Annotated in this window: 28 protein-coding genes; 17 read left to right on the top strand and 11 right to left on the bottom strand. The window is 34.3% G+C overall.

Translation table 11 applies throughout. The annotated features are described in order from the left end of the window. Positions 1-9: 9 nt before the first annotated feature. Together HJC33_RS13290 and HJC33_RS13285 are read right to left on the bottom strand one after the other, a co-directional pair. A complete protein-coding gene (locus HJC33_RS13290; protein WP_216366703.1) occupies positions 10-456 on the bottom strand; it encodes a Dabb family protein in 447 nt (148 codons plus the stop codon). 89 nt (positions 457-545) lie between these two features. Continuing rightward, positions 546-1502, bottom strand: a complete 957-nt coding sequence (locus HJC33_RS13285) for a DUF6807 domain-containing protein (RefSeq protein WP_171659309.1) — start codon at positions 1500-1502, stop codon at positions 546-548. 335 nt (positions 1503-1837) lie between these two features. Between HJC33_RS13285 and HJC33_RS13280 the strand changes: the two genes are divergently transcribed. The 7 genes from HJC33_RS13280 (at position 1838) to HJC33_RS13250 (ending at position 5803) form a co-directional block, all read left to right on the top strand. Continuing rightward, positions 1838-2197 (top strand): hypothetical protein, encoded by a 360-nt coding sequence (locus HJC33_RS13280; protein WP_171659308.1) that lies wholly within the window; start codon positions 1838-1840, stop codon positions 2195-2197. Positions 2198-2206: 9 nt separating this feature from the next. Next, positions 2207-3829: an FAD-binding protein gene (locus HJC33_RS13275; RefSeq protein WP_171659307.1), complete on the top strand. Its 1623-nt coding sequence runs from the start codon at positions 2207-2209 to the stop codon at positions 3827-3829. A gap of 11 nt (positions 3830-3840) precedes the next feature. Then, positions 3841-4038: a hypothetical protein gene (locus HJC33_RS13270; RefSeq protein WP_171659306.1), complete on the top strand. Its 198-nt coding sequence runs from the start codon at positions 3841-3843 to the stop codon at positions 4036-4038. 2 nt (positions 4039-4040) lie between these two features. Beyond that, a complete protein-coding gene (locus HJC33_RS13265; RefSeq protein WP_171659305.1) occupies positions 4041-4343 on the top strand; it encodes a hypothetical protein in 303 nt (100 codons plus the stop codon). A gap of 24 nt (positions 4344-4367) precedes the next feature. Then, positions 4368-4793, top strand: a complete 426-nt coding sequence (locus HJC33_RS13260) for a hypothetical protein (protein ID WP_171659304.1) — start codon at positions 4368-4370, stop codon at positions 4791-4793. A 27-nt stretch (positions 4794-4820) separates the two neighbouring features. Continuing rightward, entirely contained in the window at positions 4821-5225 is a 405-nt protein-coding gene (locus tag HJC33_RS13255; RefSeq protein WP_171659303.1) for a YcbK family protein, read from the top strand. A gap of 119 nt (positions 5226-5344) precedes the next feature. Further along, entirely contained in the window at positions 5345-5803 is a 459-nt protein-coding gene (locus HJC33_RS13250) for a cold-shock protein (protein ID WP_171659302.1), read from the top strand. A 176-nt stretch (positions 5804-5979) separates the two neighbouring features. Here HJC33_RS13250 and HJC33_RS13245 read toward each other — a convergent pair whose 3' ends face one another. After that, entirely contained in the window at positions 5980-7509 is a 1530-nt protein-coding gene (locus tag HJC33_RS13245; RefSeq protein ID WP_171659301.1) for an acyl-CoA dehydrogenase family protein, read from the bottom strand. 123 nt (positions 7510-7632) lie between these two features. Further along, the gene (locus tag HJC33_RS13240) at positions 7633-8211 is read right to left on the bottom strand and encodes a YceI family protein (protein WP_171659300.1); all 579 of its coding nucleotides are present in this window, start codon (positions 8209-8211) and stop codon (positions 7633-7635) included. Between the two features lie 128 nt (positions 8212-8339). On the opposite strand from HJC33_RS13240, the gene HJC33_RS13235 reads away from it, so the two are divergent. The 4 genes from HJC33_RS13235 to HJC33_RS13220 all read left to right on the top strand — a co-directional run bounded on the left by HJC33_RS13235 (position 8340) and on the right by HJC33_RS13220 (position 11544). Beyond that, positions 8340-9209, top strand: coding sequence for a winged helix-turn-helix domain-containing protein (locus HJC33_RS13235; RefSeq protein WP_171659299.1), 870 nt, complete (start codon positions 8340-8342; stop codon positions 9207-9209). 294 nt (positions 9210-9503) lie between these two features. Further along, complete coding sequence (locus HJC33_RS13230) at positions 9504-9908, top strand: hypothetical protein (RefSeq protein WP_171659298.1); 405 nt, start codon at positions 9504-9506, stop codon at positions 9906-9908. A gap of 416 nt (positions 9909-10324) precedes the next feature. Further along, a complete protein-coding gene (locus tag HJC33_RS13225; protein WP_171659297.1) occupies positions 10325-10834 on the top strand; it encodes a hypothetical protein in 510 nt (169 codons plus the stop codon). Between the two features lie 77 nt (positions 10835-10911). After that, complete coding sequence (locus HJC33_RS13220) at positions 10912-11544, top strand: hypothetical protein (RefSeq protein WP_171659296.1); 633 nt, start codon at positions 10912-10914, stop codon at positions 11542-11544. A 27-nt stretch (positions 11545-11571) separates the two neighbouring features. Here HJC33_RS13220 and HJC33_RS13215 read toward each other — a convergent pair whose 3' ends face one another. Continuing rightward, entirely contained in the window at positions 11572-11790 is a 219-nt protein-coding gene (locus tag HJC33_RS13215; protein WP_171659295.1) for a hypothetical protein, read from the bottom strand. Positions 11791-11990: 200 nt separating this feature from the next. Between HJC33_RS13215 and HJC33_RS13210 the strand changes: the two genes are divergently transcribed. Next, positions 11991-12197, top strand: coding sequence for a helix-turn-helix transcriptional regulator (locus tag HJC33_RS13210; RefSeq protein WP_171659294.1), 207 nt, complete (start codon positions 11991-11993; stop codon positions 12195-12197). Positions 12198-12215: 18 nt separating this feature from the next. On the opposite strand, the gene HJC33_RS13205 is transcribed toward HJC33_RS13210, so the two are convergent. Next, the gene (locus HJC33_RS13205) at positions 12216-13502 is read right to left on the bottom strand and encodes an AAA family ATPase (protein ID WP_171659293.1); all 1287 of its coding nucleotides are present in this window, start codon (positions 13500-13502) and stop codon (positions 12216-12218) included. A 188-nt stretch (positions 13503-13690) separates the two neighbouring features. On the opposite strand from HJC33_RS13205, the gene HJC33_RS13200 reads away from it, so the two are divergent. The 3 genes from HJC33_RS13200 to HJC33_RS13190 all read left to right on the top strand — a co-directional run bounded on the left by HJC33_RS13200 (position 13691) and on the right by HJC33_RS13190 (position 15093). Further along, positions 13691-13915 (top strand): DUF2188 domain-containing protein, encoded by a 225-nt coding sequence (locus tag HJC33_RS13200; RefSeq protein WP_171659292.1) that lies wholly within the window; start codon positions 13691-13693, stop codon positions 13913-13915. Positions 13916-14026: 111 nt separating this feature from the next. Then, positions 14027-14896 (top strand): hypothetical protein, encoded by an 870-nt coding sequence (locus tag HJC33_RS13195; protein WP_171659291.1) that lies wholly within the window; start codon positions 14027-14029, stop codon positions 14894-14896. After that, positions 14893-15093 (top strand): hypothetical protein, encoded by a 201-nt coding sequence (locus tag HJC33_RS13190; protein ID WP_171659290.1) that lies wholly within the window; start codon positions 14893-14895, stop codon positions 15091-15093. The genes HJC33_RS13195 and HJC33_RS13190 overlap by 4 nt, the downstream gene beginning before the upstream one ends. Before the next feature lie 327 nt (positions 15094-15420). Here the strand turns inward: HJC33_RS13190 and HJC33_RS13185 are convergent, their stop codons facing one another. Then, positions 15421-15882, bottom strand: coding sequence for a hypothetical protein (locus HJC33_RS13185; RefSeq protein ID WP_171659289.1), 462 nt, complete (start codon positions 15880-15882; stop codon positions 15421-15423). Between the two features lie 236 nt (positions 15883-16118). Continuing rightward, a complete protein-coding gene (locus HJC33_RS13180) occupies positions 16119-16331 on the bottom strand; it encodes a hypothetical protein (RefSeq protein WP_171659288.1) in 213 nt (70 codons plus the stop codon). Positions 16332-16375: 44 nt separating this feature from the next. On the opposite strand from HJC33_RS13180, the gene HJC33_RS13175 reads away from it, so the two are divergent. Beyond that, a complete protein-coding gene (locus tag HJC33_RS13175) occupies positions 16376-16888 on the top strand; it encodes a hypothetical protein (RefSeq protein WP_171659287.1) in 513 nt (170 codons plus the stop codon). A gap of 201 nt (positions 16889-17089) precedes the next feature. Here HJC33_RS13175 and HJC33_RS13170 read toward each other — a convergent pair whose 3' ends face one another. The 3 genes from HJC33_RS13170 to HJC33_RS13160 are packed head-to-tail and all read right to left on the bottom strand — an operon-like array spanning position 17090 to position 21112. Continuing rightward, positions 17090-17767, bottom strand: a complete 678-nt coding sequence (locus HJC33_RS13170) for a LytR/AlgR family response regulator transcription factor (RefSeq protein ID WP_171659286.1) — start codon at positions 17765-17767, stop codon at positions 17090-17092. After that, positions 17764-18798 carry a sensor histidine kinase gene (locus HJC33_RS17375; protein ID WP_171659285.1) on the bottom strand — a complete coding sequence of 345 codons (1035 nt, stop codon included), beginning with the start codon at positions 18796-18798 and terminating at the stop codon, positions 17764-17766. The genes HJC33_RS13170 and HJC33_RS17375 overlap by 4 nt, the downstream gene beginning before the upstream one ends. Positions 18799-18805: 7 nt before the next feature. Beyond that, positions 18806-21112 (bottom strand): TonB-dependent receptor, encoded by a 2307-nt coding sequence (locus HJC33_RS13160; protein ID WP_171659284.1) that lies wholly within the window; start codon positions 21110-21112, stop codon positions 18806-18808. A gap of 1238 nt (positions 21113-22350) precedes the next feature. Here HJC33_RS13160 and HJC33_RS13155 point away from each other — a divergent pair. After that, a complete protein-coding gene (locus HJC33_RS13155; protein WP_171659283.1) occupies positions 22351-22653 on the top strand; it encodes a hypothetical protein in 303 nt (100 codons plus the stop codon). Positions 22654-22689: the final 36 nt, after the last annotated feature.

Genomic DNA, 22689 nt, shown 5'->3' with positions numbered 1-22689 from the left:
CCTTTGGATTTATGGATTTGTCCAATAATCCACTACAAAAACCTTTTTCAGATGAGGCCCCAAGCTTTCCACAAAAGCCTGATGAGCAGGATGTGGAGCATAAATGGAATCTCTGTCTTTTTCAGACTCAAAAGTAATGAGGTAACAATGCGTAAACCCTTGATGGAAATCTTCAGGGCTATCGTTTAGGCCCCACTCAAAATCTTTGATTACAGATATTTCATTCGGAAGATTATTGAACGCTTCATTAAGTTGTTGTATATCTGCTTCACTGGAATCATCATTGAATTTGAAAATAACAACATGTCGTAACAGACTGTCTTTGGATTCAACTTGGGGTGTTTCTTCCACTTCTGCCATCACTGTGTTGTTCTCTGGTTTTTGCTTACATGCGGTTAAACCGAAGAATAGCCCAACCAACAATAGGGATGCATATAATTTTGGTGTAAAATTCATGAATTTAATTTTTGAAAAGATAACCATAAATCAAACACAAATGAATTATTGTGCTTATTCGTCCGCTTTGATTGGTGATGTTCCCATTGTTATTTGTTTGCAAATTCCTGCCAAAAGGTTTCGGCCTTATCAGCATCCAGTAAACCATCAAAAACCACAAGTTGATATTTGAGGGAATAGATGTTCCCTGGTTCCAATAGCCAATCAGAATACTTGGTGGGAAAAAAGCAAGCAAACATATCACCCCGATCGTAAACGTCTTCGGGCCAAATGCGTAATGGTTCAGGGTGGTTAAAATTATCTGGGTGCGAAAGCATCAGTACTCCACCGGTACCATTGCCCAGAATACCTTGCACAATAAGCCATCGTGCAAGACTGCCATCTGCATCGGAACGTGTTTTTCCTTCGGAGGTCAGTACCTCACTATTTTGATTGTTCCATTCTTCAGTGGCACGCCAACCCAATCCACCATAACGGTATTCCAGTATTTTAAACGGTTTTTCCGTGGCGCATTTATAATCAAATTTCAGATTGACTCTATAATTGGTGGAATCCGTACCCGTTTGAAGTTCAATGGTTTGCCATTCATTCAAGGCAATCTCGTTTTTATCCGCTTTTAGGACCACGTGCTCATGTAAGACTTTATAACCATTGTCCATAATGGTATCAAATTTGGCAAAACGAACTGTAGCTTCTTTTTTCACAAGGTTCCAAAAATCCAAAGTGTCCTTATCATAAAGGGTATGGGTCCACGGATTCCAGATTCCATAATGGTGGTAGTGATCTTCGGGTTGGATACGGGTCAATGTTTTGCCGTTGGGTGTTTGTAATGGGTGGATAAAAGCAGAACGTTGATAAGCTGAATCCACACCTACTGGAGGGTAAGCTGTTTTAAAATGGTAGGTGAGTACTTCCTGATTACCCATAAAAAGTTCCAACTGACCATCTCTTATGTGATGGGTAAAAAGAGGCGCTTCCTTGAGCTTTGTTGTACAGGAAAATACCAACAAGACACAAAGTGCTGGCATTGCTGATTTCAGTGGCATGGAATAGTTTGTTTATGAAATCGATTGTGTTACGAGTTTAGCATAAAAGATTTAGAAATGCAAGTTTTAGTATTTGACTCGATTTATTTAAATATTGAACTATGTTTAATAAATGGATAGGACGTAAAAAGAGGAATTGAAGAACTAGTAAAAAAATAGACAAAAACCCTAGAATTTTTAAGGTTTTCGTGCAATCTGTTCTAGAAGTCTTTTCCTATATTTAAAAGGCTCAAATATCTGACCTACTTTCACTTACTCCCCCGATAACAATACCCAGTTATGGGTATTCTTTGTAGTTCCCCCATAGGATATTTTTAAATCATAAAATCGTTTACATGAAAACAAAAGTTTATGTGTGCTTCGTCATTGTATTTATGCTTTTAGGAGTGCTTTTGCTCAACTCTTGCTATTCCGTTCGTTTGCGAAGCGTTGAGGGAACACCAGAGCCTGCTTTTCCAATGGTTAGGGATGATTATTACAGAACCATGCAGGTTATTGAATTGGATACAGTAATTACTATTGGGGCATTAGATAAGGATTTTACCTATCTAATTAAAAAATCGGACTTATGTCCCAGCGGTAAACTGCATACCATTGAATATCGCAACACTCTTGGTGCGGTTTTACTTAGTGGTATTACGTTTGGTCGCAAACGTAAGGTTAAAATCAAGTATGTGTGTATGAAATCCAATTAAAACAACAGTATGGCAAGAACAACAAAATTATCATTGGAAGAGTGGGACACCTTACATAATAATGGACCATGGGACTTAAAATGTTTGTATAAAACCAGATTAGAGGCTTCAAGCTTGATGCCATCAAGTTTGGACCGGTACAATGATGCGGCTCTGGAAATCCAAAGACTTTTGAAAGAAACGAACAATCAAAACGAGGGTTTTAGGGCATATGGTTCTGCATGGTCATTATCCCACATTGCACATCAAAAAGATCGGATGCACTTTAATGCGCATATGAATTGCTATTTCTCCTTTAATGATCAAGACCTTCATCACCTTTCCAATTATGATGCGGATGATATTTTTATGTTTGAGTGTGGTAATGTGATCAAAGAAATATCGGAAAAGCTCGCGGGTCACGGTAAATCTTTAAAATCATCAGGAGCCAGTAATGGACAGACTATTGCCGGATGTATCTCCACAGGGGTCCATGGTTCTGGGATAAAAGCAGGTTCGGTTCAGGATTATGTTGTCGGATTAAACCTTATCATTGGCCCCAATCCGGGTGATATAGTATATCTAGAAAGGCACAGCAAACCGGTCTTGAACGATGTTTTTGGGCAAAAAATAAGGGCTAAAGTCATTAGAAATGATGGGTTGTTCAATGCGGCCTTGGTAGGTTTGGGGTCTTTTGGATTTATCCATGGGGTGGTCATAGAAACCCAAAACCTATTTTTATTGAAACGGTACGTAAAATCCATCAAAAAAGAGCTGGCGATTGAACTGGCAGAATCCTTGGAATTTTCAAACTTTAAAGGAATTCCAGAAGAGATGGAAAATGGGAAGGGCAGGGTGCCCTATCACTATAAAATTTTCATAAATCAGTACCAAAAAAATGATGAGGATTATATTGTGGAGCTGATGTACAAGAAGGATTTCAAGCTCAATTATCCAGATCCTTTTCCCGTTATAAAAAAATCCATTTATCGAGATTTAATCCAACTAGCGGTTTCCTTGGGCTCTCAATTTACAGGTTTGATCCCAAAATTTGTCAATGCGTTGGAATCGAATATACTTCCCAAGGTTGATGAAGTTTCTATAGGTACGTTGGCCGAGACCTTTTGGGATGCTCCCTACCAAGGTCCCGCTTTTGCGATTTCCTTTGGAGTACCACAAGACAAATCTGGAAAAGCTTTGGGAATTTTAAGTGAGATAGCCCGTAAGAAGAAGACTCCTGGCATTTTCGCAATGCGATTTATCAAAAAGTCTGATGCGACACTTTCTTTCGCAAGATTCAATAAAACCTGCATGATAGAAATCGATGGTGTGCTTTGGAATGAGGAAAAGAACCTTGGCTCTCTGAATGGGTTGAGTAGAGAAATGATGATCGCACTTCACAATAATGACATTCCATTTACCCTGCATTGGGGAAAAAATGCGGATTGGGCATTTGTTGGGGATGATTGGAATGAGACCACATTGGCTGATTATATGTATAAAGAAGATGCTAAAACCTGGCGGGCCTATCGTTCTTCGCTCTTGTCTGCAGATATGCAAAAACTTTTTTCTAACCGATTCCTTAAGGAATGTGGCTTGGATACAACAGAAGAAGTGGAGGCCCCAGATGATTTGATTGCTTCATTAATTTAAGAAAACGAGATATGAAAAAACGAAAATCAATAATGGAATTAGAATATGAGTTGGAATTTACCAAGCGCATATTGCAAAAGATTATGGAGCTAAACGAGGGCAAGGAACTTACCATGCCAGATACCAGCGAAATGGACAAGATTCAAGCTGAGCTAAAGCAGGAAATGGAAACAGAATATCCTAAGTATAGAATTCAAAAAAAGAAATAAAAATGAGTGCAAATATTATAACAGATATAGGTGAACGGGTACAAAACATTGTGATAAAACAAAATGAGGACATGAAACGTGAAAAGAATAGGGGAGTGCTGGCCGTTCTTTTTGTGGTGTTGTTCTTCATCGTAATTTTTGTAACATTTTGGGTAGGGTACAATACCGAAGAGTTCAGTATTCAACATTACAAGGATTTGCTTACCACAGTGTCTTCCATTCTTTCTGGCCCATTGGGTTTTATCATTGGATTTTACTTTAAGGAAAGACAGGTAGAAGAACAGAAAAGAGAAGAAGACTCATAATCTATCAATACTAAACAGAGTAGTATGAAAATTAAAGATATCATGGTTACCATACGGGAGTTTTGCTTGATTGTAGCCTTTGTGCTATTGCTCATTTTTCCCAATTGGATCAATAACCGATTGATGGACGCCGGTTTCACAAAGATTGATTTTGGGGTGGCAGAGTGGGAGAAAACCATTCAGGAATCTCAAAAAGAAGTAGAGGATGCTGTACAGGCCAATGCTGAGGCCCAAGTATCTTTGGACAAAATTTCCAACACCTTAGCGCAAATCTCAAGAAGTCCACAGAGTACGAACAATTCTGCAATGCAACGGCAGGTACTGGATTTAAGGAGAGAGATACAGGCTTCTTCAACTCGTCTGGACAGTTCCCAAATTGAATTGCAGAAAAGTTTGGTGAACCATAAAGTTTTACTGAACAAAGTTCAACTGAAGCAAAAAATTCAATAAGGACATTTAAAATTAGCAATCATTACTATGCAACTCACAAAAAACTTTTATAAAATTGAGTTTGAAAGCCGTGATGGGGCGACCATGCCAGAATCCGTATTTCAAAACGTAAAACAGCTTGCCGAAAATCTTCAAATAGTAAGGGATATTTTGGAAGAACCTATCAACATTAACAGTGGTTACAGAAGTGAAGCGCACAATACAATAGTGGGTGGGGTCAAAAACTCACAACACTTATTGGGTAAGGCGGCTGATATTTCCATGAAAAATTACACTTCAAAAGAACTCGCGGTCATTTTTGAAAATTTGATTCGAGAGGGCAAGATTCAGCAAGGGGGCGTAGGTTTATACAATGGTTTTGTGCATTACGACATACGAGGTACACGCGCCAGATGGAATTTTTCCACGAAATACAAAGATTTTTTTGAGTAAAGGAAGGCTACCATATAAAGTCTGTTTTATTAGGCCCATCTACCTAAGATGTGCCTTTTTCTTTTCAAGAATACCCAGTTAACAAATAAATCAATTATCTTGAGGGCATAAACTTATACATGGCAAAATCTCAGCAAACTTTTAATAAAAAAGAGAAAGAAAAGAAGAAACAAAAAAAACGCGAAGAAAAGCAAAAGAAAAAAGATGCCCGAAGGGCAGAAGCCAAAGAAAGTAATGTTGGTATACCTTTTGCCTACGTTGATAAATTTGGAAATCTTACCGATACACCTCCTGAACAAACGGAAGAGGAGGAAATTGATGCCTCAGATATTGTTTTAGGTATTCCCCAAAAAGAAGAAAGTGAAGAAGAAGAAAACGACCCTGTTCGCAAGGGAAAAGTAGCTTTTTTCAACCATGCTAAAGGTTTTGGATTTATTATGGATTCGGAAACCCAAGAAAAACATTTTGTACATGTTTCTGGCCTAATTGATGAAATCAATGAAAATGACAAGGTAACTTTTGAACTGGAAAAAGGACAGAAAGGGATGAATGCAGTTCGGGTGAATTTGCAGAAATAGCCTCGCAAAGGTATTCAATGTCTATATGATGTTGATATGGAACACAATCTTCGTCACCCTGAATTTATTTCAGGGTCGAATTTCATGGGTTTCGCACAATGAATGGATAATGGGATACCGAAACAAGTTCGGCATCACGTAATTTCCAAGATTTATTTCAAAATGAACCGATTTCTTTAGAAAAACTGTTGCCAGTTGCTCTTATCATGATAGGCCTCAACGGGAACCACTGAATTATTGGCATTGAATATTCCCATAAAATGTGCAACATCCAGTTTAAGGGTTTCCAAGCAATTGTCAACCAAATCACTCCTAAATCCTTTGTCCTGCATATCTAAAACATAATTGAACGAGATAACTCTGGACAAAACACGCCCCAAATCCACCATCTTACGCTGGCATAAATCGGTACTAAAGTCAAAGTTCAGCTCTTTTTTAAAATACTCTACAGACAAGTCGGTAAGGCTAAATCCTTTAAGGAAATCGTAGAAATTGAATTCCTTTTTCTTTTTCATTAGTTTGGCAATGTATTCAGTAATTTGTGTGTATAACATTTCATTGGAACCTTCAAAGATCTGAAAAGCACGGCTATCCATGATTCCTCGTCCAACGATACTTTCCATCATATAGCCTTTTGAGCCCAATAATTGTGTCATTGCTTGGGCAGAATCTTGCATTAAATCTGTTGCAAAGGCCTTCATGGTATTGGCCTCTATGCCTTCACTCGCCAAGTCATTATCAATACCACTTATGTGACTACTTCTATGGCACATGGCAGAAACTACCGTAAATGCACTTTGCACTCGGGCCAATTGATATTTTATTTGATCCAAGGCCATTAACGGATTACCGCCAACATAGCGTTCATTGCAATGTTTGATTCCCTCATCAAGCATACGCTTTACAAAACCAAGGGCCATACCCGGAAATTGCAACCTACTTCGATGCAAAATGTCCAATAGTGTTTTTATACCATTGCTTTTGGATTCCAGTTTATAGGCATCAGGAATTTTTACATCCAACTTATTCCTTCCGTAGGGAATTGCATAAAGTCCCGAATTGTTATAATATTCTTCAACAACGATTTGTTGGTCGGGTTGGGTGACATCGCAGATAAAAAAGTCAATATCACGATTTAGTCTGCCATCATCGCGTTTGCCTCTTGAGGCGATCAACCAATAATCTGCCATGCCTGTAAGGCCCTGCCAGTGTTTGGTTCCAGAGATATGGTAAGAATCCTCTAACTTACGGTTATACGTTTGCATGTTGAGGGCGTCACTGCCAAAATCCGGTTCGGTGATCATTAATCCCCCCATATTTTTTTGTTGCAGAAAGCGGTCAAAAATACCCTGTTTTATGGATGGATTTGCATATTTGGCGGTAGGCTCCAAAAAGAGCGCTATGTTAATGCCAAATATGAGTGAAAGCGAAAGTGATTCATAAGAGGCTGCGGACAACATGGCCAAACATTCCCTAACATTGGCCCCTCTGCCACCATGTTCTTTGGGAATCGCAACAGATAAGGGACAATCTGCCATAATATCCCTTAATACCAGCGCAGGCAATCCGCGTTCCTTGCTAAATTCATTGATGTTGTAGCGCTCATAAAAAACGTACTTTAAGGTGTTTTCAAAGTTGTTCAGCTTGGTGGCGAATGAAGATTTTTCTTTGTCTAGGGCTGCTGCGGAAATATTTTGGGTCGTCATTGTTTTTAAATAAGCCCCAAAAGTCCGTAAAAAAAGCGTAGAAAGCGGTGAAGTTTGTAAAAAGTTTACCAAAGAATCCTTATTGCTTACAAATGTGGCTGAATGCAGATGATATAGGATACGCTACAGACTCAATGTCACTTCAAATTTTATTGTATCAGAGATAGTTTCGTCTTTTATGCTGACAACATATTTTTGACTTTCATAAATAATCCCCCAACGTGTTCTGTCAATGTTAAATTTTGTGGTCATTTGTTGATTTTCAAAATCAACTTTGGCTTGAAATGTTATAGGTAATGTAATCTCTTTTATGGTTAAATTGGCCATTACTATTAGATGGGTGGCATCCAGATATTTGGTATTTGTGATGACCAATTTTGCAGTAGAAAACTTTTGCACATCAAAAAAATCTTCATCTTTTAGATGTTTTACAAGTCCGTTATCATAATCAATCCCATTTTTTTCTATGGAAGCAATGGTATTCATAGCTATAACAAAAGACCCACCGGTAATTTTAGTATCGGTTTTAATAAAGTGACCTTCTTTAAAATGTACTATGCCGTGATGGCCTCCAAAATTCAACACATTTGTCCCAAACCATTTAAGTTCACTTTCTGAAGGATTGATATGAAGTTGCTCCTGAGCGTATGAATACAAGATGGAACAAATGGTCATTACGATACATAGGATACGATTTTTCATCTATTTAGTTTTTAGAAATTAATTTTCATAAAACTATTGACCGACTTGGTGAAAAATGTCAAAAGAATTTAAAAGAAGTGTCAACTGTTGTGAAAAGTCTTGGGATTGTATGTTATTTACATCTTTATATGAATATTTATATCCAATACTTATTTAAAGGCGGTGTCATCATTGCCTTATGCCTAGGTATTTTGTCTTGTACAAAGGAGCAAGACATCTCGTTTCCCAAAAAAGTTAAAGTAGCACTACGTGAGGTAGGGCACCGCTTATTATTGACCAATCAGGATTCTACATCCGTAGTGAAACCTGTGGTGAGTTTAGAGGCATTAAAATATCAATTGTCATTTGAAGAACAATTGGAAATTTGCCCAGATAGTTTAGTGGGCTATATAGAAAATAGCTTTAAAAAAATGGCCTTGCCACAGGATTATTTGCTAGAAGTACTGCAATGTTCAAACAAGGAAGTAAGCTATAGTTACTATCAAAAAAAGCATAAAGTAGGGCAGAAGGATATCCATTGTAGAAAAAGGCAATTACAAAAAGGATGTTATCTAATAACGGTTACGTTTATAAAAACGTCTGAGGGCAATACAAGTTCCTTGGGTACTATATATGTACTGGTATTGGGTGTTGTGCTATTATTGGCGATGGCATTTCTATATTTTAAAATAAATACCAAAGCTTTTTCCAAGAATAGTGCTAAAGATTACGCATCCATTGGGAAGTATAAATTTTATCCAGAGCAAAATAAACTGATAAAGGAAGCTTCCGAAATCAGGTTATCCAAAAAAGAATGTGAACTGTTATCCATATTTATTGCCAATCCCTGCCAAATTATAAAGCGGGAAGAGTTAACAAAAAAGGTATGGGAAGACAATGGCGTTATTGTGGGCAGAAGTTTGGATACCTATATCTCCAAGCTACGAAAAAAATTACAAGAAGACCCCGCTATTAAACTCACCAATATTCATGGGGTTGGCTATAGATTGGAATTTTAAGGGATTTTATGCTCTACAATAATAGAAATTGGTTTGTACAGAATGGCATAACCCCCAATTGCTCATAAAACTGCCTAAAACACCACAGTTATAAGCATTTGTACTATAATCTACATTTCGGAGAGTACAAAGAAAGGTAAGAGGCTACTAATATAGTATTTTACAACCAAAACTTTGTTGCTGAAAACAGAATTTTCGATGTAAAACATCATTTTCCTAATTAACAAAATTGCAAGAAATTTCTTTTAAGAATTCGGTATATTAGACTATTGGATGATTATTAAACACATTGTTATGAAAACTCTCATTTCCATTCTTTTTGTTGCAACCATCGCTTTCAGTTCCAAAAACGAGACAACCACGATAAATTATAATTCTCCACTTAACGGTTTTTGGGTCAGTGAAGACAAAGAAACAAGAAGTATTACAAAATGTAATATCAGATATAATGGGGAACACTTTGAGGTTCACGTTTGGGGAGCATGTCTCCCCCAAGATTGTGATTGGGGAGAAATGGAGTCGGATTCCTTAGATAAGGATGTCCAAAAATTCAACCTGTTGTGGGATCATGAATTTGCTGAAAGAGATATGCTTTTTGAAATGTCCGAAGGGAAATTAAAAATAACATCTACTACAAGCTACAAAGACAATTCCGGAAGAGCCACCCGAACGAATATTGAATACTTTATCAAAGAGTAGGAAAACTAAATCCCGAAGTGTATTATAATGTACCGCGTTATGTTTCTTTGCTTTGGAAAAGCAAAGCTTATTTCACCGTAATTCTTTGAAAAGTTCTTCCAAAAGCTTCCCTAAAAAGGTAATGGAATACTGTTTTGCCGAACCCACAGAGTGGGGGAGGCGAAAGTGTATGGAATGGCATAAAACCTCAATTGTTAATAAAAACTGCCAAAAACACCCCGAAATAGTAGAAAAACCCCGAAATTTCTAAGGTTTTCCTATAATGGTTTTTAATAATCATTTTTTATATTGTGAGACCTCAAAGAATCGACTTCCTACAATTTACTTCCCCCGTAAAAATTTGTAATCAATAACAGTTACTATCAAGTTTTAGTACATACGACTAAGATAGATTTCATTTTGAAAACACATTATTTATGAAAAGAATCACATCAATAATTTCAATAGTAGTAGGGTCTATATTTTTATTAGCAAATAGCGAGTGTAAAAGAACTGGGTGTAAAGGAGTATATCATATTAAGTATCAAAACTATGACAAAAAAGATAGTATAGTTTCCGACTTAAGTAAGGGCTTAGGACTTATAGATGTTTTACTAGCTAAAGCCTCAAATCTCAACCTTGGGGACAACAATAGCCCAAATGATACTATAAATTATTTCAAAAGGTACAAAAACTCCGTTGCCACTTATAGCAATAAAACTCCAGAACAAATTGTTTCATCATATAATGCTCGAATAAATGATTTTTGTTTTAGAACACAAGAATTATTGGCAATAACCAAAAATAAAAAGCATACTGAATCTTTTAGGAAGCGTGCCGAAGATGAATATTTTGTTTTATTGGCCGATTATAGAGAATTTTTGGATATTCTTGACAACAGAATTGACGTAAAAGGTCAAGTCGAGAGCATTGTAAAAAAAAAATAATTAGGCCAATAGTCAAAATAGACGAATTAAAACTTCTTAAAAATTTTGATGAAAATTTACTAGACTCTAAGGAAGACATGGAAAAATATATTCCAATTAGAGCTTCGTTTCATATTTCCAACCCGAATTATGTTACCCCTATAGTACTATCCAATCTTATTGTTCAACATGAACTACTTACAACTGTAATTAATAATAGTTCTAATAAAGTAGAAACTACAGCTTGGGGTTTAAGCTCTAGCAGCTTCGTTTATGCAGAAGATGAAAAAACTACCAGTGTGAGACAACAGGCTGTTAATGAAGTAAAAGGTGACAACGCGGACTTCGAGAAAGAGTCTAAAGTTAAAGTTGAGTTTGAGACAGTACCAGTAGTCGACTTAGGATTATATTCAAACACTCAGGATAACAATAATTTTAATTTAGTAAACGAAAAACAAATAGTTCAGCCAAATACAATTGGATATTTCCAATTCAGATTTTTGATTAGCAAAGAAGTTTTAAAGAATTTTACAACTATGCTTCCCTCCGAAGAAAAGTTTTATGAAGGTTATGGTAATGATGTTAGTAACAGCTTAAATCTAAATCTAAGAGTAACCGATGGGTATAATATAGACGACATCAAGGAACTAAAGCTGAAGTTATCTTTATCATTGTCTGCTACTTCACCAAATACGGAATTTATATTTACTAAGTATTACAACTATCAATAACTGAGAACGAAAGTATTACTATTTACTCTATGCGTTGTTGCGGTAAACCTCCATAAATGCCTCCTTAAGTTCCATTAAAACATGACAGCAATTTTGTCTTTCAAAATCTGTAAAGGTATCCCAAGGAAGAAAGTGGAACATAAAAATGGTTTTATCCAAAATTTGGGTAAGGGAAAGAAGGTCTCCTTCGTGGCATTCTTCAATGTAGGAGAGTAGGGGATGTAGGTCGGTTATTTTTAAGCTCATTTAAGGACGATTTTACTAGTTTTTTACATACTAATACAGGTAAAAACTATATAAATATAGGTTTTTATAGTAAAAATGAAAATAAAATTTATGCTTTATAATTATATTAATATAGTTTAAAACAATGTTTTTATCGTTTTTATAGATATCACAGAAAATGTCCTATTGTCAAAAGTCTTGATTATACCTAGCTTTAGGCTATGCCTGAGCGAATAAATAGAATAAAAGAAGTGCTTGTAATAAAAGGGATGAGCCAAAAAGAATTGGCGGTTAAAATGGAACGAAACCCAAATACAATTACTTCAATCTGTAATAATAAATCCCAACCACATCTAAAGGACCTAAAACGAATTGCTCAAATTCTTGATGTGGACATTAGAGAGCTGTTGGTATCGACTAAAGGGTGATTCCAGACAGACATGCAATTATTCAAAAAGAGGAAGTTGATTACTTATCTCGATATTAACTGGCACACCATTGTATTTCCCTGATAAATAATCTCTTTCGAACGAAGCATCTTTCCGGATGCCTTTGGCATATATACTTTCCATTTTTGAAGCCCCAAATTCGTTTTTTTCCGAAATTATTATTTGATCCCTTCTAAAAAGTTCATTGGTAGGATTAATAAATGTAGAATTATGAGAAGCAAAAATCAATTGAGCATTATTAGGGTTATTCTCCATGGAATTAAAAAGTCTTATAATTGATTGACTTAGATGAGAGTGGAGCCTAGCGTCAAATTCATCAATTATTAAGGTTTTCCCTTTTAGAAGAGTATCAATAATTGGCCCTGCTAGTGAAAAATACTTTCTGGTACCTAGGGATTCATTGGCAATTAGATTAAAGTAAATTTCATCAGATGCATTGTTTTTGTCATCAAAAACCAGGTGTTTAGTAGTGACAATAGTATTCTTTTCCCTTTTCTCAAGCAAAAATTTTCTTATTTCTTGAGGGATGTTAGATTTAGCTAAGACTTCTTCTGTTAAACTTATTTCTTTAGTTTTTATCTCTTCAAAACCCAATCTAGCACCTTTGATAAAATTATTAACGTAAATTCCATATTCAGGATCATTCAATAGGTCTACTGTAAAATCGATAGTTGACCTATCATCAACACCTGATAGATATTGAATATCACTTATTCCTTTAATAATTTCAATAGCACTGGTTATGTTAAATTGAGCGCACACCGATAAGAAAAGTGCATTTTCTCTAGTAATAGTGGTTAAATTGTTACTTGCAGAATCAAACTTGTTTGAAATTACAATATCTTGAAGAGTACGTTCAAATAGGAGGTTCTCTGTAGTTTTTTTTACTTCATATAACCATTCCTTATGTATTTTGAGCATATCTACTTCAAATCCATATCTATATTGTTTTTTACCAGCTATAAACTCTAATTCAAAATAGCTCGGTTTTAGACGGTTTTCTGTTGATAAAAGGAAAGGTTCGACCTTAATGGATTCTTCAGCTTGTGAATCTTTAGAAGAATTTAAAATCATTCTTCTAACAAATTTTATTGCTTTAAATAAATTACTCTTACCACTAGAATTTGCACCATAGATTACCAAACTTTTTAAAAGAGACAAGTTGTTAATCGACAAATTGAAAATGTTTTCGTCTCTATATTCTGATAATGAAGAAGCATTTAAATCTATAACAGTCTCATTTTTAAAAGACAAAAAATTACTTAATGTGAATTTTACGAGCATTTTAAGTGTAATAAGTTTTAAAAACGGGCAAAATTAGCCAATTATGAGAGATATTCTCATCAAATTTAAATGTTTTTTTGCACATAAAAAAAATAAATTGTATATTTGTGAGAAATATACGTGAATAATGAATATTTATTAATCATTTTTACGGTATTCATCATACATAAAACGAAAAATTCGATAATATGAGCGGAAAAAATCAACATGTAGTAAAGCATCAAAATGGTTGGGCTGTAAAGGGCGAGGGCAATTCTCGTGCAACAAAAGTTCTAAAAACACAAGAACAAGCCATAGAAATTGGTAAGTCTATAGCCAAAAACCAGAGAAGTGAATTATTGGTACATGGCACTAATGGACGGATAAGAGAAAGAAACACCTACGGTAAAGATCCATTTCCACCCGAAGGTTAATTTTTAAAATTAAATTAAATGAGTAACACTATTAAAAAACCCAGATTTTCGGAACATTTTAAAATAAACAAAGCCCAAAGGCATTTAGAGTTTGTAGATATTCTAGTCGACATGGACATTCCTTTATTTATAAGTCCTTGGAGAATCGCGGCTAGTGATTGTGAAATGAGCTATAGGATAGAAAAAACATTAAAAGTTTATTTCTCTAGACTCCTACAACTGATTAAGGATGAAAAAAAAGCCAAAGCAATTCATCATCTTAAATTCTTGAGGGAACCCAAAGAAATTCATTTAGGGTATAGTCAAGACAAATATAGCGGGAAGGCTATTGGAGATGAAAAGGCCAACCATTTGTATACAGTTTTTTCAGATTCAAAGGCAGGAAAGACAAGTTTATTATCAGATATCTGCAATAGCCAGATTTTGGTTGAAGGCATTGGTTCTGACAATGTTTCAGACATGATAGCGACAATCTGCAGAGGCATTTTTGCCGAATTTACTACGCAACAATGTATTTTAAATGGTGTTGAAACGTACGAAACAAAGTTAGAAGTCTTTAATCCTGAGAGTGAAAAGTGGGAAATAAGAAAGTTTTCTCTACCAACGTATTTGGGTGAGCACATTATTCTTGTTCCAAAAAAAATCATTTCGCATGATAAATATTACTCTGATTTGTTTGACAAATATGTAATAAGAAGCAGGACAATCCCTGAGGTAATGAAAGATGGAAATCAATTATCTGCACTATCTGGATTATTCAGGATTTTAAAAGATGACACTAAAAAGCCTAAGCTTAAAGCTTTTTACGGAGAGTTTTCAAAATCCAAAGGAGATTTGTTTGACCATGTGAAGAAACATGGGGACCTACCTTTAATAGAGTTTAAACAGGATGTTATTGAAAAATCTACCGCATTAACTGATGATGATATTAATATTACAATTAGTAAATTTTTGGACGAGATTTTGAAAAATCAAAAATGAGTAAGTTAAAAGATTACAAGGCAGTAGCGCTAAAGCAATCAACGTTAAGTGGAGAAAGCAGCTACACTTTTATAATAAAAGGTCATAATAGAAGCGAAGCTTTTATTAATGCAAAATATCACATCAAGAATAGTTTTAACGCCGATGCTGATTATCATATAGAATTGACATTTATAGGGGATAGCCTAATACAATAACTAAAAGCGTTAGCTATGGGACAGAAGAAAATGCGGGCCGGCGTTGGAGTGAATTTGTGGCTTGCTGCAAAGAGAGCCATTGCCCTGGGCTTTGTGTGTAGGCGTAAACGCCTAAAATAGCGAAGCTATTAAGACACAAAGGCACGAGAAATAGTCATTAGCCAGTGGCTGATTACTATTTTCGGTGAGATGGAGCGGAGGAGAAGCATGGCCAAGCTTCGGCTGCCCCATCATTCGAAAGGTAAATCGTTACCTTTCTCATTCTGTCCTCTTCTTGATTTTTTGTTTCTTTTTTATCAAGAAAAAAGAAAGGAATATTAAATTCCTTTATCCGTATTTTTTTTCTAAAAGATAGCAATCAAAAGAAACACTGTCATCGAAAACTTCCATTTCAAAAGCTTGTTCACAAATAGCCAATTTAGTCTCTGAATCAAAACTCGTTTGATTCATTTCTTCAACTTCCGCTAAATGAAATTGCCACATTAGCAGGTCAACTTTATGTTGATTTTCATAAAGAATTTTTGCAATTTTTAAATCAGGCTCTGAAGCTTTAATTAAAGCGGTCCACTTTTCAAATCCAGCCATTCGTGCAATTGCGTGTTGGGCTTTCATTAAGCTCAATTTTTCTTCATCAAGATTGAAATCTATCATTACCAGTAGAACGTCAAAATACTTTGGCTCATATTCATATAACCAAGCATTGTTCAGTTTGTCGGAGACAGGTTTTCTCCTTTTAAAATCTCTGTGTAAGTTTTTAGATTGAAGTTTGAAGAAATCAATAGTATTCATAATATAATCCTTTGTTTCAAAGATTATTATCCAAGAGATTATGCGTTCGTATACTATTGCTGGACAATAAGCCTTGAAGGTTTATATTATCTAATATGGTGGATGAAATCTTTGCACGAACGAGCAGGCGTACCATAAACACCTGACTAAATTTACACATTTTGTTTTAATTATTATCGGGTAAAGTATTTTTTATCAACGTATAGAATGTTTGCATAGAGCAAGTGCTTAGAAATTTATGCTCTTTCCAGCGCACCATCTCGCTCATATTTTAAAAGGTCTACAAGACCTTCCAAAATACTGCCGTAAGCTTTTGCGACAAGCTGGCGAGATTTTCCTGAAATTTTTCTTCTCAAAATTTTCAAGTAAACAATAGGATAGTATTTTACAACCAAAACTTTGTTGCAGAATTTGAATTTTCGATGTAAAACATCAATAACAAGTCTCATTTTTTTTTCTTTAAGTTTATTAGTGCAAAAATGAACTGACTGCAATGAAGTTTATAATTCTATTTTTTTCTTTAGGTGGATTGCTGCTAATTACATATAGGATGTTGTCCTTTAGATATCGAAACCGAGTTAGTGGACCAGAGCAAAGGAAAGCGTTAGATTTTTTTAATGAGAGAGTACTATTTTCTGAAAAGAATTTGAAATGCCATAATTGGAATCCAGGAATCAAAAATTATCACTACTTGTTCAACTTGGCCGATTTATATCTAACTGATAAATATTTACTTGTAATTCCATATATAAAATCAGTCTTAGGAACTGAAAAATGGACACCAATCTTACTCTATCTGGATGAACAACCAGAAAATGAAATTAAATCGCTCCATGGAATCATAAGAAAGCAAGTGCACCGTATTGAAAATAATCCAGTAGACGAAATAAAAATATTCTTTAAAGAAAAAAATCTTATTAGTTCAACAGTTGAACTAAACTTCAAATGCGTAAGCAAAAACTTTGTTCAAGAAGTTATTAAGCGAAAAAACAAGAGCGTATCATAATGTTCTGCGTTATGTTACTTTGCTTTGGAAAAGCAAAGTATGCTAACGTAATTTTCTTCGAAAAAAATCTCTTCTAAAAAGGTTCTTAAACTGAAACTAATGGAACACTCTTTGCCCGAAACGACAAAGAGGAGAGTAGGGGAATGTGTGTGGAATGGGTTCTATAAACCATTTACCAATAAAATTATGGGCTTAATCTCATCAAATATTTAAAGATTTCATAAAAGAATTTTTATATGATTGTCCAATGGGAATAGCTTCATTGTTTACAAACACTTGATTTCCATAAACTTTATCAATTTTATTAGTATTTATTATATAAGAACGATGTGATCTCAAAAAATCATGTTCAGCTACTTTCTCCTCCCAATTGCGCAAACTATCTAATACCAATAAGGAGACATTATTAGTAACTACTTTTATATAATCTACTTCTGCTTTTAAGTACAAAATATCATCAATAAAAATTCTGTGATGTGTTTTATCGGTGTAAACAAAAAGATACTTTTCCATTTCGTTTCTGCCTTTCAGAATTTGGTCTTTTGCACGTGCTATAGCCTTGAAAAAACGTTCATAAGAAAAAGGTTTTACTAAATAATCCAAAACGTTTTCTTCGAAAGCATCTACAGCATAATTAACATAAGCCGTGGTGATTATAACCTTTGGTGGTTTGTCTATGGTTTTTAAATATGATAAACCATTTAATTCTGGAAGTTCGATATCAAGAAATAAGATATCAGCTTGCTTTATGAGTAAGTGGGGAATGTCAATACCACTTTCATAAATCCCTATACATTGTAGAAAAGGTGTTTTTTCAATAAAATCCTGTAAGATTTCTTGAGCTGCTTTTTCATCTTCTAAAATCAAACATTTCATCATAATTGTATTTTCAATAGCACTCTAAAAATATTATCCTCTTTGGATATATGAAGCTGATAATTGTCTTTATAAAAATAATCTAATCGTTTTTTAGTATTTTCAATACCAATACCGCTTTCTTGCCAGTTTTTATCCATATGATTTTTTGAATTGGAATTAAATGGATTTTCACATTCAAAAGTTAACGTCTTGCCTTTTAAAATAACCGAAATATAAATTGGATATTGAGAACCCTTGATTGAATTAACATATTTGAAGGCATTTTCAATAAAAGGCAAAAATAGTAGTGGAGCTATTACTTGATTCTCGTCATCAATATCTGTAGAAAAATTCACTTGAATTTTATTAGCAAGACGCTCTTTTTGAAGACTTACATAATCTCTAATATGTATAATATCCTCTTGTATATTTACAGAATTATCTTGCCCTTTTTGCAATAGATATCTAAAATTGTCAGATAATTTCAATATCATTTCTGGAGTTTTATCATCCTTTTTTAAAGCACTCGAATAAATCATGTTTAAAGTGTTAAACAAAAAGTGTGGATATATTTGTGCTTTTAAGCTCGATAATTCGGCCTGCTGTCTTTCAATAATTGTTTTTTCTATCGTTTGTTGTTGTTCATATGCCTTTTTTATAGAATACAAAACATAGCCAAACAAAGCTAATACAGCATACGCGGAAAAATAACCTAAGCCATAATACCAATACGGTTCTTCATGTTTTCCTTCCAAAATAGCATTGTGCATTTTTAAATTCACATAGCCTAAAAGAAAAAATAGAATAAGTAATAAAATACTATTGGCTATCTTATTTTTTGAAGGTAGAATTAATAAGTAAGTAACATAAAAAACTACCATTCCAAATATAAGGTTGATAAGCTCATTAAAGAAAACGTACGTATAGCCGCTAGTAATACTTTTTATATAAGGGTAGAACAAATAAAACATCCAAAAAACGAGATGGATAAAAACTTCTCTTTTTTGTAAATTCTCTAAAAATAAATTTTTATTTGGTTTAACAATTCCCACTATATTTCTAATCTATCGGAGCTTCATTGTACTGACGTTCTTTCCTCTTTCTATTTTTACCTTTATTTTCAAACAATGTATAACGTAAACTAAACAAAAAATTCCTTGTCTGCATTTGTATATCCCAGTTGGTTTCCTGAAAAAGGTTGTCTGTAACGCTGGTTCTATTTAGCATGTAATTATTAAAAATATCTACAAGCCTAAATCCTGCCATTAATTTGTTTTCCAAAAAGCGCGCACGCAAAGCCCAATCTAATCGATTTCTGGGTTCGTTAAAACTGTATGTTCGTTGGTTTTTGAACCTATAAATATAGGTTAAGTCTGTAGAGATTGCCTTATTGATTTTGATGATGTTTTTAAACTGAAATGTGGAAGAGTATAACTTGTCCCATGTAACCAATGCTGACTGATTCACTTTTGTAAAATAGTAGTTGGCCGTAAGTCTCGAATTCCAATATGAAGCAATTTTGTAGCTTAAATCACTTTCTAATCCATAAGAATTGAAAACTCCCGCATTTTCATATCTAAAGGTTTGTTGGTTGTTCGTGCCAGTTTGTGTCCACAAAATAACATCTTTTCTGTGACGATAAAAAGTTGACAAGTTAACATTCAGATTTTTGATTTTTGTTTGATAGCTAAATTCTATATTATCACTAAATTCTGGTAAAATATCAGGATTGTACTCCCATATATAAAGTGGGCTAACAATTTGAAAAGCATTTACATGATGAAAGTTAGGTCTAGAAACACGTTTGCTATAACCAAGATTTAAGGTATTATTATCTTTTAGTTTATAGGATAGATGAAGAGATGGAAATACATTAGAGAATTTCATTGAGGATATGAAATTATTTGTTTGGCTTTTGGAGTTAGATGTAAAATATTCATACCGTAGCCCTGTCTGAATAGAGAGCTTACTTACAGCAAACTTTGATTGTGCATACATACCCCAAAGTACTTCGTCGTATTCAAATTGATTGTTTTCCTCGATTCCTGAAACTGGCACAAATAAACGCGCACTTTCTAAAAACTGTGTGTTTTTTGAAACACCTGTTTCAACAATAACTTTTTCTTTTAAAGGAAATGTGTAATCAAGTGCAAAAGACTGTAACAAAAAATCTTCTGTGAGTCTCTCATCAAAAAGCTCTACATCGTTTTCAGAATCTGTTAGTGGATATGTGTTCTCACTATTATTCAAATTGAAATCTAGCTCTAGAAAATGGTTGTTATCACTAAAGCTAAACCGATAATTGCCGTTAAAAATAGTAATGTAATGTTTGTGGGAATTCTGTCGTAGATATTCATAATCATCTCTATTTGTTACGTTGAAGTAGCTGGAATTATTAATATAATCATGCGAATCATCCGTATAATCAACATTTATGGACAATTCTTGTTTAGCACCAATAAAAAAGTCGATACCAGTAGCAATATTATTTACGATTCCATCAAACTCATAAGGTGTAAAAATACTTTCAGTTGTACCATCGCCAAATTCTCTTTTTAGAAGCTGATTGTTAGTTGTTTTATTTTTGGATTGTGAAATACGTGCTTTAAAATTGTACCATGAATTGTTATAATTACCATCAATTCCAAAGCCATATCTTCTAGTTCCTATGGAAGCATTACTTACTATATTTAATCCAAGATTTCTTTGTCTTTTCAAGATAATATTTATGATTCCGGATAAGCCATCTGCTCGATTTTTTGCGGAAGGAGACGTTATAATCTCAATGCGGTCAATATTAGATGCTCGGATTTGTTGTAATAGTTCTGAAGTATTTAAAGGCGATAATTTCCCATTGACAAGTATTTGTATGTTTTCACTACCGCGAAGTGCTATAGTTCCAGTGGCAATATCGGTTTCTACTTCAGGTATTTGCTCGAAAGCTTCCAAGGCATTAACACCCGATTGTTGGATATTACTTCCCAGATTAATGATTTTTCTATCAATCTTTAATAGGGAAGTAGTGCGCTCGCCTTTAATGATAACTTCATCTAGCGCATTGATATCTTGAAAAAGGTGTATCGTAATACCATCGGTAAATTCTGAAGCTTTGATAGTCGACTTTTTGTATCCAATAAAGCTAACTTCTATATGCGTATAAGTCTCTTTAACCCTAATTTTAAACGTTCCATCTTCATTGGAAGAAACACCATTAATTAATAGATTATCGTTAAATATAGCGATAGTAGTATAGGGAATAGGCTTTTTAGTATCAGCATCTATTACGGTTCCAAAAATGATGGTTTCTTGTTGGGGAAAAACTAAAAAACCATACATCGAAAACATAAATGCTAATATATACTTCATCTCAAAACTATTTGATGAACAAATATCCTTTTAGAAAATCATCAAATAAATTTTAATCTGTTAACCATTATTTTTTCTCTGTTAAAACTAAAGGCCTCATAAAATTTTGGCTAAAACAATAGGTGAGTAGAGCGGTCATATTTTAGAGGGTGAGAACTTAATATTGTTGAGTTCTCACTTTTTAATTGGAGTTCTATATAATCTAAAGTGTTCTAATGTTTTCCAAAATATAGCGAAACGAGCCGTAGATTGTTTCCAAAATTATATGCAGCCTTGATTTTTTGTTTCTTTTGTATCAAGACAAAAGATAGAGATTAATAACTTCAAAACTTAAATTTCTATTTTACATAATGTCAAACAGCTTAATTTAAAAATTTCAATTAGAAACAGAAAGTGAGCAAGTGTACAGAAATTTGCCTAAGCAAATTTTGTACTGTTGCGTGAGGCTTGCACAAATGATAATGAGATTTTTTTATTGCAGAATATTCAATTCTAAACAAATGCTCAATACGAAGCTAAAAGCATTTGCTTTTTTGGCGTGGGCAAAGCGGCTGGGAATTGTGTATAAAATAAATTGTGAAGACAATTTGATTTTATTTAAACAATAAGCGTTTGCGCGCGGCAATTTTACATAACGTCTAATTATAGATACAAATGGAAAGATGCGGCGTAGCCGACCGCTAAATGAAGTTTCATGACCCTGTTGCTACGTTTGATAAAAAGAATACTGCTGAGGGATATTTGATATAATATATAATTATAGCTTACGAATGCGGTCAAGAAATAAGCCAACATGTAAAACTGCTATGACATAATTGTTGACGATATGAGCCTAAAGGCAGTCATATCTACAATTATATCAAATACGGTGGTATTGGCGCAGTTTTACCCAGACAAGCATTTGTACTATAATGTACCGCGTTATGTAACTTGAGCTTTGGTAAAAGCGAAAGTTTACCGTGCAGCTCGTGGAAAATTTCTTCTAAAAATCTTCTTCAAGAAAAGGTAATGGAACACTTTTTACACGACCCGAGGTAGGAGGGGAGGTAATGTGTGTGGAATGGGATATGATAAACATTTGTATCTTTAACACGTCTACACAGTTTTAGGAAAATTCTAAAACAATTATTTATCGATAAGGAGTCGCTCGCAAGCCCAGCGGCCACGAAAGTACCGCTTCCAGTCCTAGACTGTGTAGACAGGGCTGACGGGGTGGCTCCGCATTTAAAATTTTCTTTATGTCTACAAGAAAAAATCAAATCCATGATGAATGGTACCAGCAACTACAGAAGGAACTCTCCTTGGCAGATTCAAAACAAAAGAATGCAATCCTTGAGATTATTGCCATTATTGATAACTATTTCGACGTAAACTCTCTTGAAGGCCATATAGATGGTTTGCATGGGATGCTATCAGGCAGTATCGAAAATAAGGGATTGGGTTTATCCAAAAAATACATTTTTGATTGTGTGTCCCAAACGAGTGTTCATGTCAATTTTTTATTGAAATTATCCACTAGACTTTCTGTGCTCAAAGCATGATGAATCCCTATTTAGATAACCAAAAGTCCTTCTAAT

The sequence above is a fragment of the Flagellimonas amphidinii genome (assembly GCF_013090115.1).
GTDB lineage: Bacteria > Bacteroidota > Bacteroidia > Flavobacteriales > Flavobacteriaceae > Flagellimonas > Flagellimonas amphidinii.
This window is presented reverse-complemented; position numbering and strand designations above follow the sequence as displayed.

What these genes read in the sequence shown, in the direction of transcription:
- HJC33_RS13215 (WP_171659295.1), bottom strand. Translation starts at nt 11,790, where the DNA reads ATGAGCTTAAAAATAACCGACCTACATCCCCTACTCTCCTACATTGAA.
- HJC33_RS13230 (WP_171659298.1), top strand. Translation starts at nt 9,504, where the DNA reads ATGAAAACTCTCATTTCCATTCTTTTTGTTGCAACCATCGCTTTCAGT.
- HJC33_RS13200 (WP_171659292.1), top strand. Translation starts at nt 13,691, where the DNA reads ATGAGCGGAAAAAATCAACATGTAGTAAAGCATCAAAATGGTTGGGCT.
- HJC33_RS13250 (WP_171659302.1), top strand. Translation starts at nt 5,345, where the DNA reads ATGGCAAAATCTCAGCAAACTTTTAATAAAAAAGAGAAAGAAAAGAAG.
- HJC33_RS13240 (WP_171659300.1), bottom strand. Translation starts at nt 8,211, where the DNA reads ATGAAAAATCGTATCCTATGTATCGTAATGACCATTTGTTCCATCTTG.
- HJC33_RS13245 (WP_171659301.1), bottom strand. Translation starts at nt 7,509, where the DNA reads ATGACGACCCAAAATATTTCCGCAGCAGCCCTAGACAAAGAAAAATCT.
- HJC33_RS13280 (WP_171659308.1), top strand. Translation starts at nt 1,838, where the DNA reads ATGAAAACAAAAGTTTATGTGTGCTTCGTCATTGTATTTATGCTTTTA.
- HJC33_RS13275 (WP_171659307.1), top strand. Translation starts at nt 2,207, where the DNA reads ATGGCAAGAACAACAAAATTATCATTGGAAGAGTGGGACACCTTACAT.
- HJC33_RS13270 (WP_171659306.1), top strand. Translation starts at nt 3,841, where the DNA reads ATGAAAAAACGAAAATCAATAATGGAATTAGAATATGAGTTGGAATTT.
- HJC33_RS13265 (WP_171659305.1), top strand. Translation starts at nt 4,041, where the DNA reads ATGAGTGCAAATATTATAACAGATATAGGTGAACGGGTACAAAACATT.
- HJC33_RS13235 (WP_171659299.1), top strand. Translation starts at nt 8,340, where the DNA reads ATGAATATTTATATCCAATACTTATTTAAAGGCGGTGTCATCATTGCC.
- HJC33_RS13180 (WP_171659288.1), bottom strand. Translation starts at nt 16,331, where the DNA reads ATGAGACTTGTTATTGATGTTTTACATCGAAAATTCAAATTCTGCAAC.
- HJC33_RS13155 (WP_171659283.1), top strand. Translation starts at nt 22,351, where the DNA reads ATGTCTACAAGAAAAAATCAAATCCATGATGAATGGTACCAGCAACTA.
- HJC33_RS13170 (WP_171659286.1), bottom strand. Translation starts at nt 17,767, where the DNA reads ATGATGAAATGTTTGATTTTAGAAGATGAAAAAGCAGCTCAAGAAATC.
- HJC33_RS13175 (WP_171659287.1), top strand. Translation starts at nt 16,376, where the DNA reads ATGAAGTTTATAATTCTATTTTTTTCTTTAGGTGGATTGCTGCTAATT.
- HJC33_RS13185 (WP_171659289.1), bottom strand. Translation starts at nt 15,882, where the DNA reads ATGAATACTATTGATTTCTTCAAACTTCAATCTAAAAACTTACACAGA.
- HJC33_RS13220 (WP_171659296.1), top strand. Translation starts at nt 10,912, where the DNA reads ATGGAAAAATATATTCCAATTAGAGCTTCGTTTCATATTTCCAACCCG.
- HJC33_RS13190 (WP_171659290.1), top strand. Translation starts at nt 14,893, where the DNA reads ATGAGTAAGTTAAAAGATTACAAGGCAGTAGCGCTAAAGCAATCAACG.
- HJC33_RS13205 (WP_171659293.1), bottom strand. Translation starts at nt 13,502, where the DNA reads ATGCTCGTAAAATTCACATTAAGTAATTTTTTGTCTTTTAAAAATGAG.
- HJC33_RS13210 (WP_171659294.1), top strand. Translation starts at nt 11,991, where the DNA reads ATGCCTGAGCGAATAAATAGAATAAAAGAAGTGCTTGTAATAAAAGGG.
- HJC33_RS13290 (WP_216366703.1), bottom strand. Translation starts at nt 456, where the DNA reads ATGAATTTTACACCAAAATTATATGCATCCCTATTGTTGGTTGGGCTA.
- HJC33_RS13260 (WP_171659304.1), top strand. Translation starts at nt 4,368, where the DNA reads ATGAAAATTAAAGATATCATGGTTACCATACGGGAGTTTTGCTTGATT.
- HJC33_RS13255 (WP_171659303.1), top strand. Translation starts at nt 4,821, where the DNA reads ATGCAACTCACAAAAAACTTTTATAAAATTGAGTTTGAAAGCCGTGAT.
- HJC33_RS13225 (WP_171659297.1), top strand. Translation starts at nt 10,325, where the DNA reads ATGAAAAGAATCACATCAATAATTTCAATAGTAGTAGGGTCTATATTT.
- HJC33_RS13160 (WP_171659284.1), bottom strand. Translation starts at nt 21,112, where the DNA reads ATGAAGTATATATTAGCATTTATGTTTTCGATGTATGGTTTTTTAGTT.
- HJC33_RS13195 (WP_171659291.1), top strand. Translation starts at nt 14,027, where the DNA reads ATGGACATTCCTTTATTTATAAGTCCTTGGAGAATCGCGGCTAGTGAT.
- HJC33_RS13285 (WP_171659309.1), bottom strand. Translation starts at nt 1,502, where the DNA reads ATGCCACTGAAATCAGCAATGCCAGCACTTTGTGTCTTGTTGGTATTT.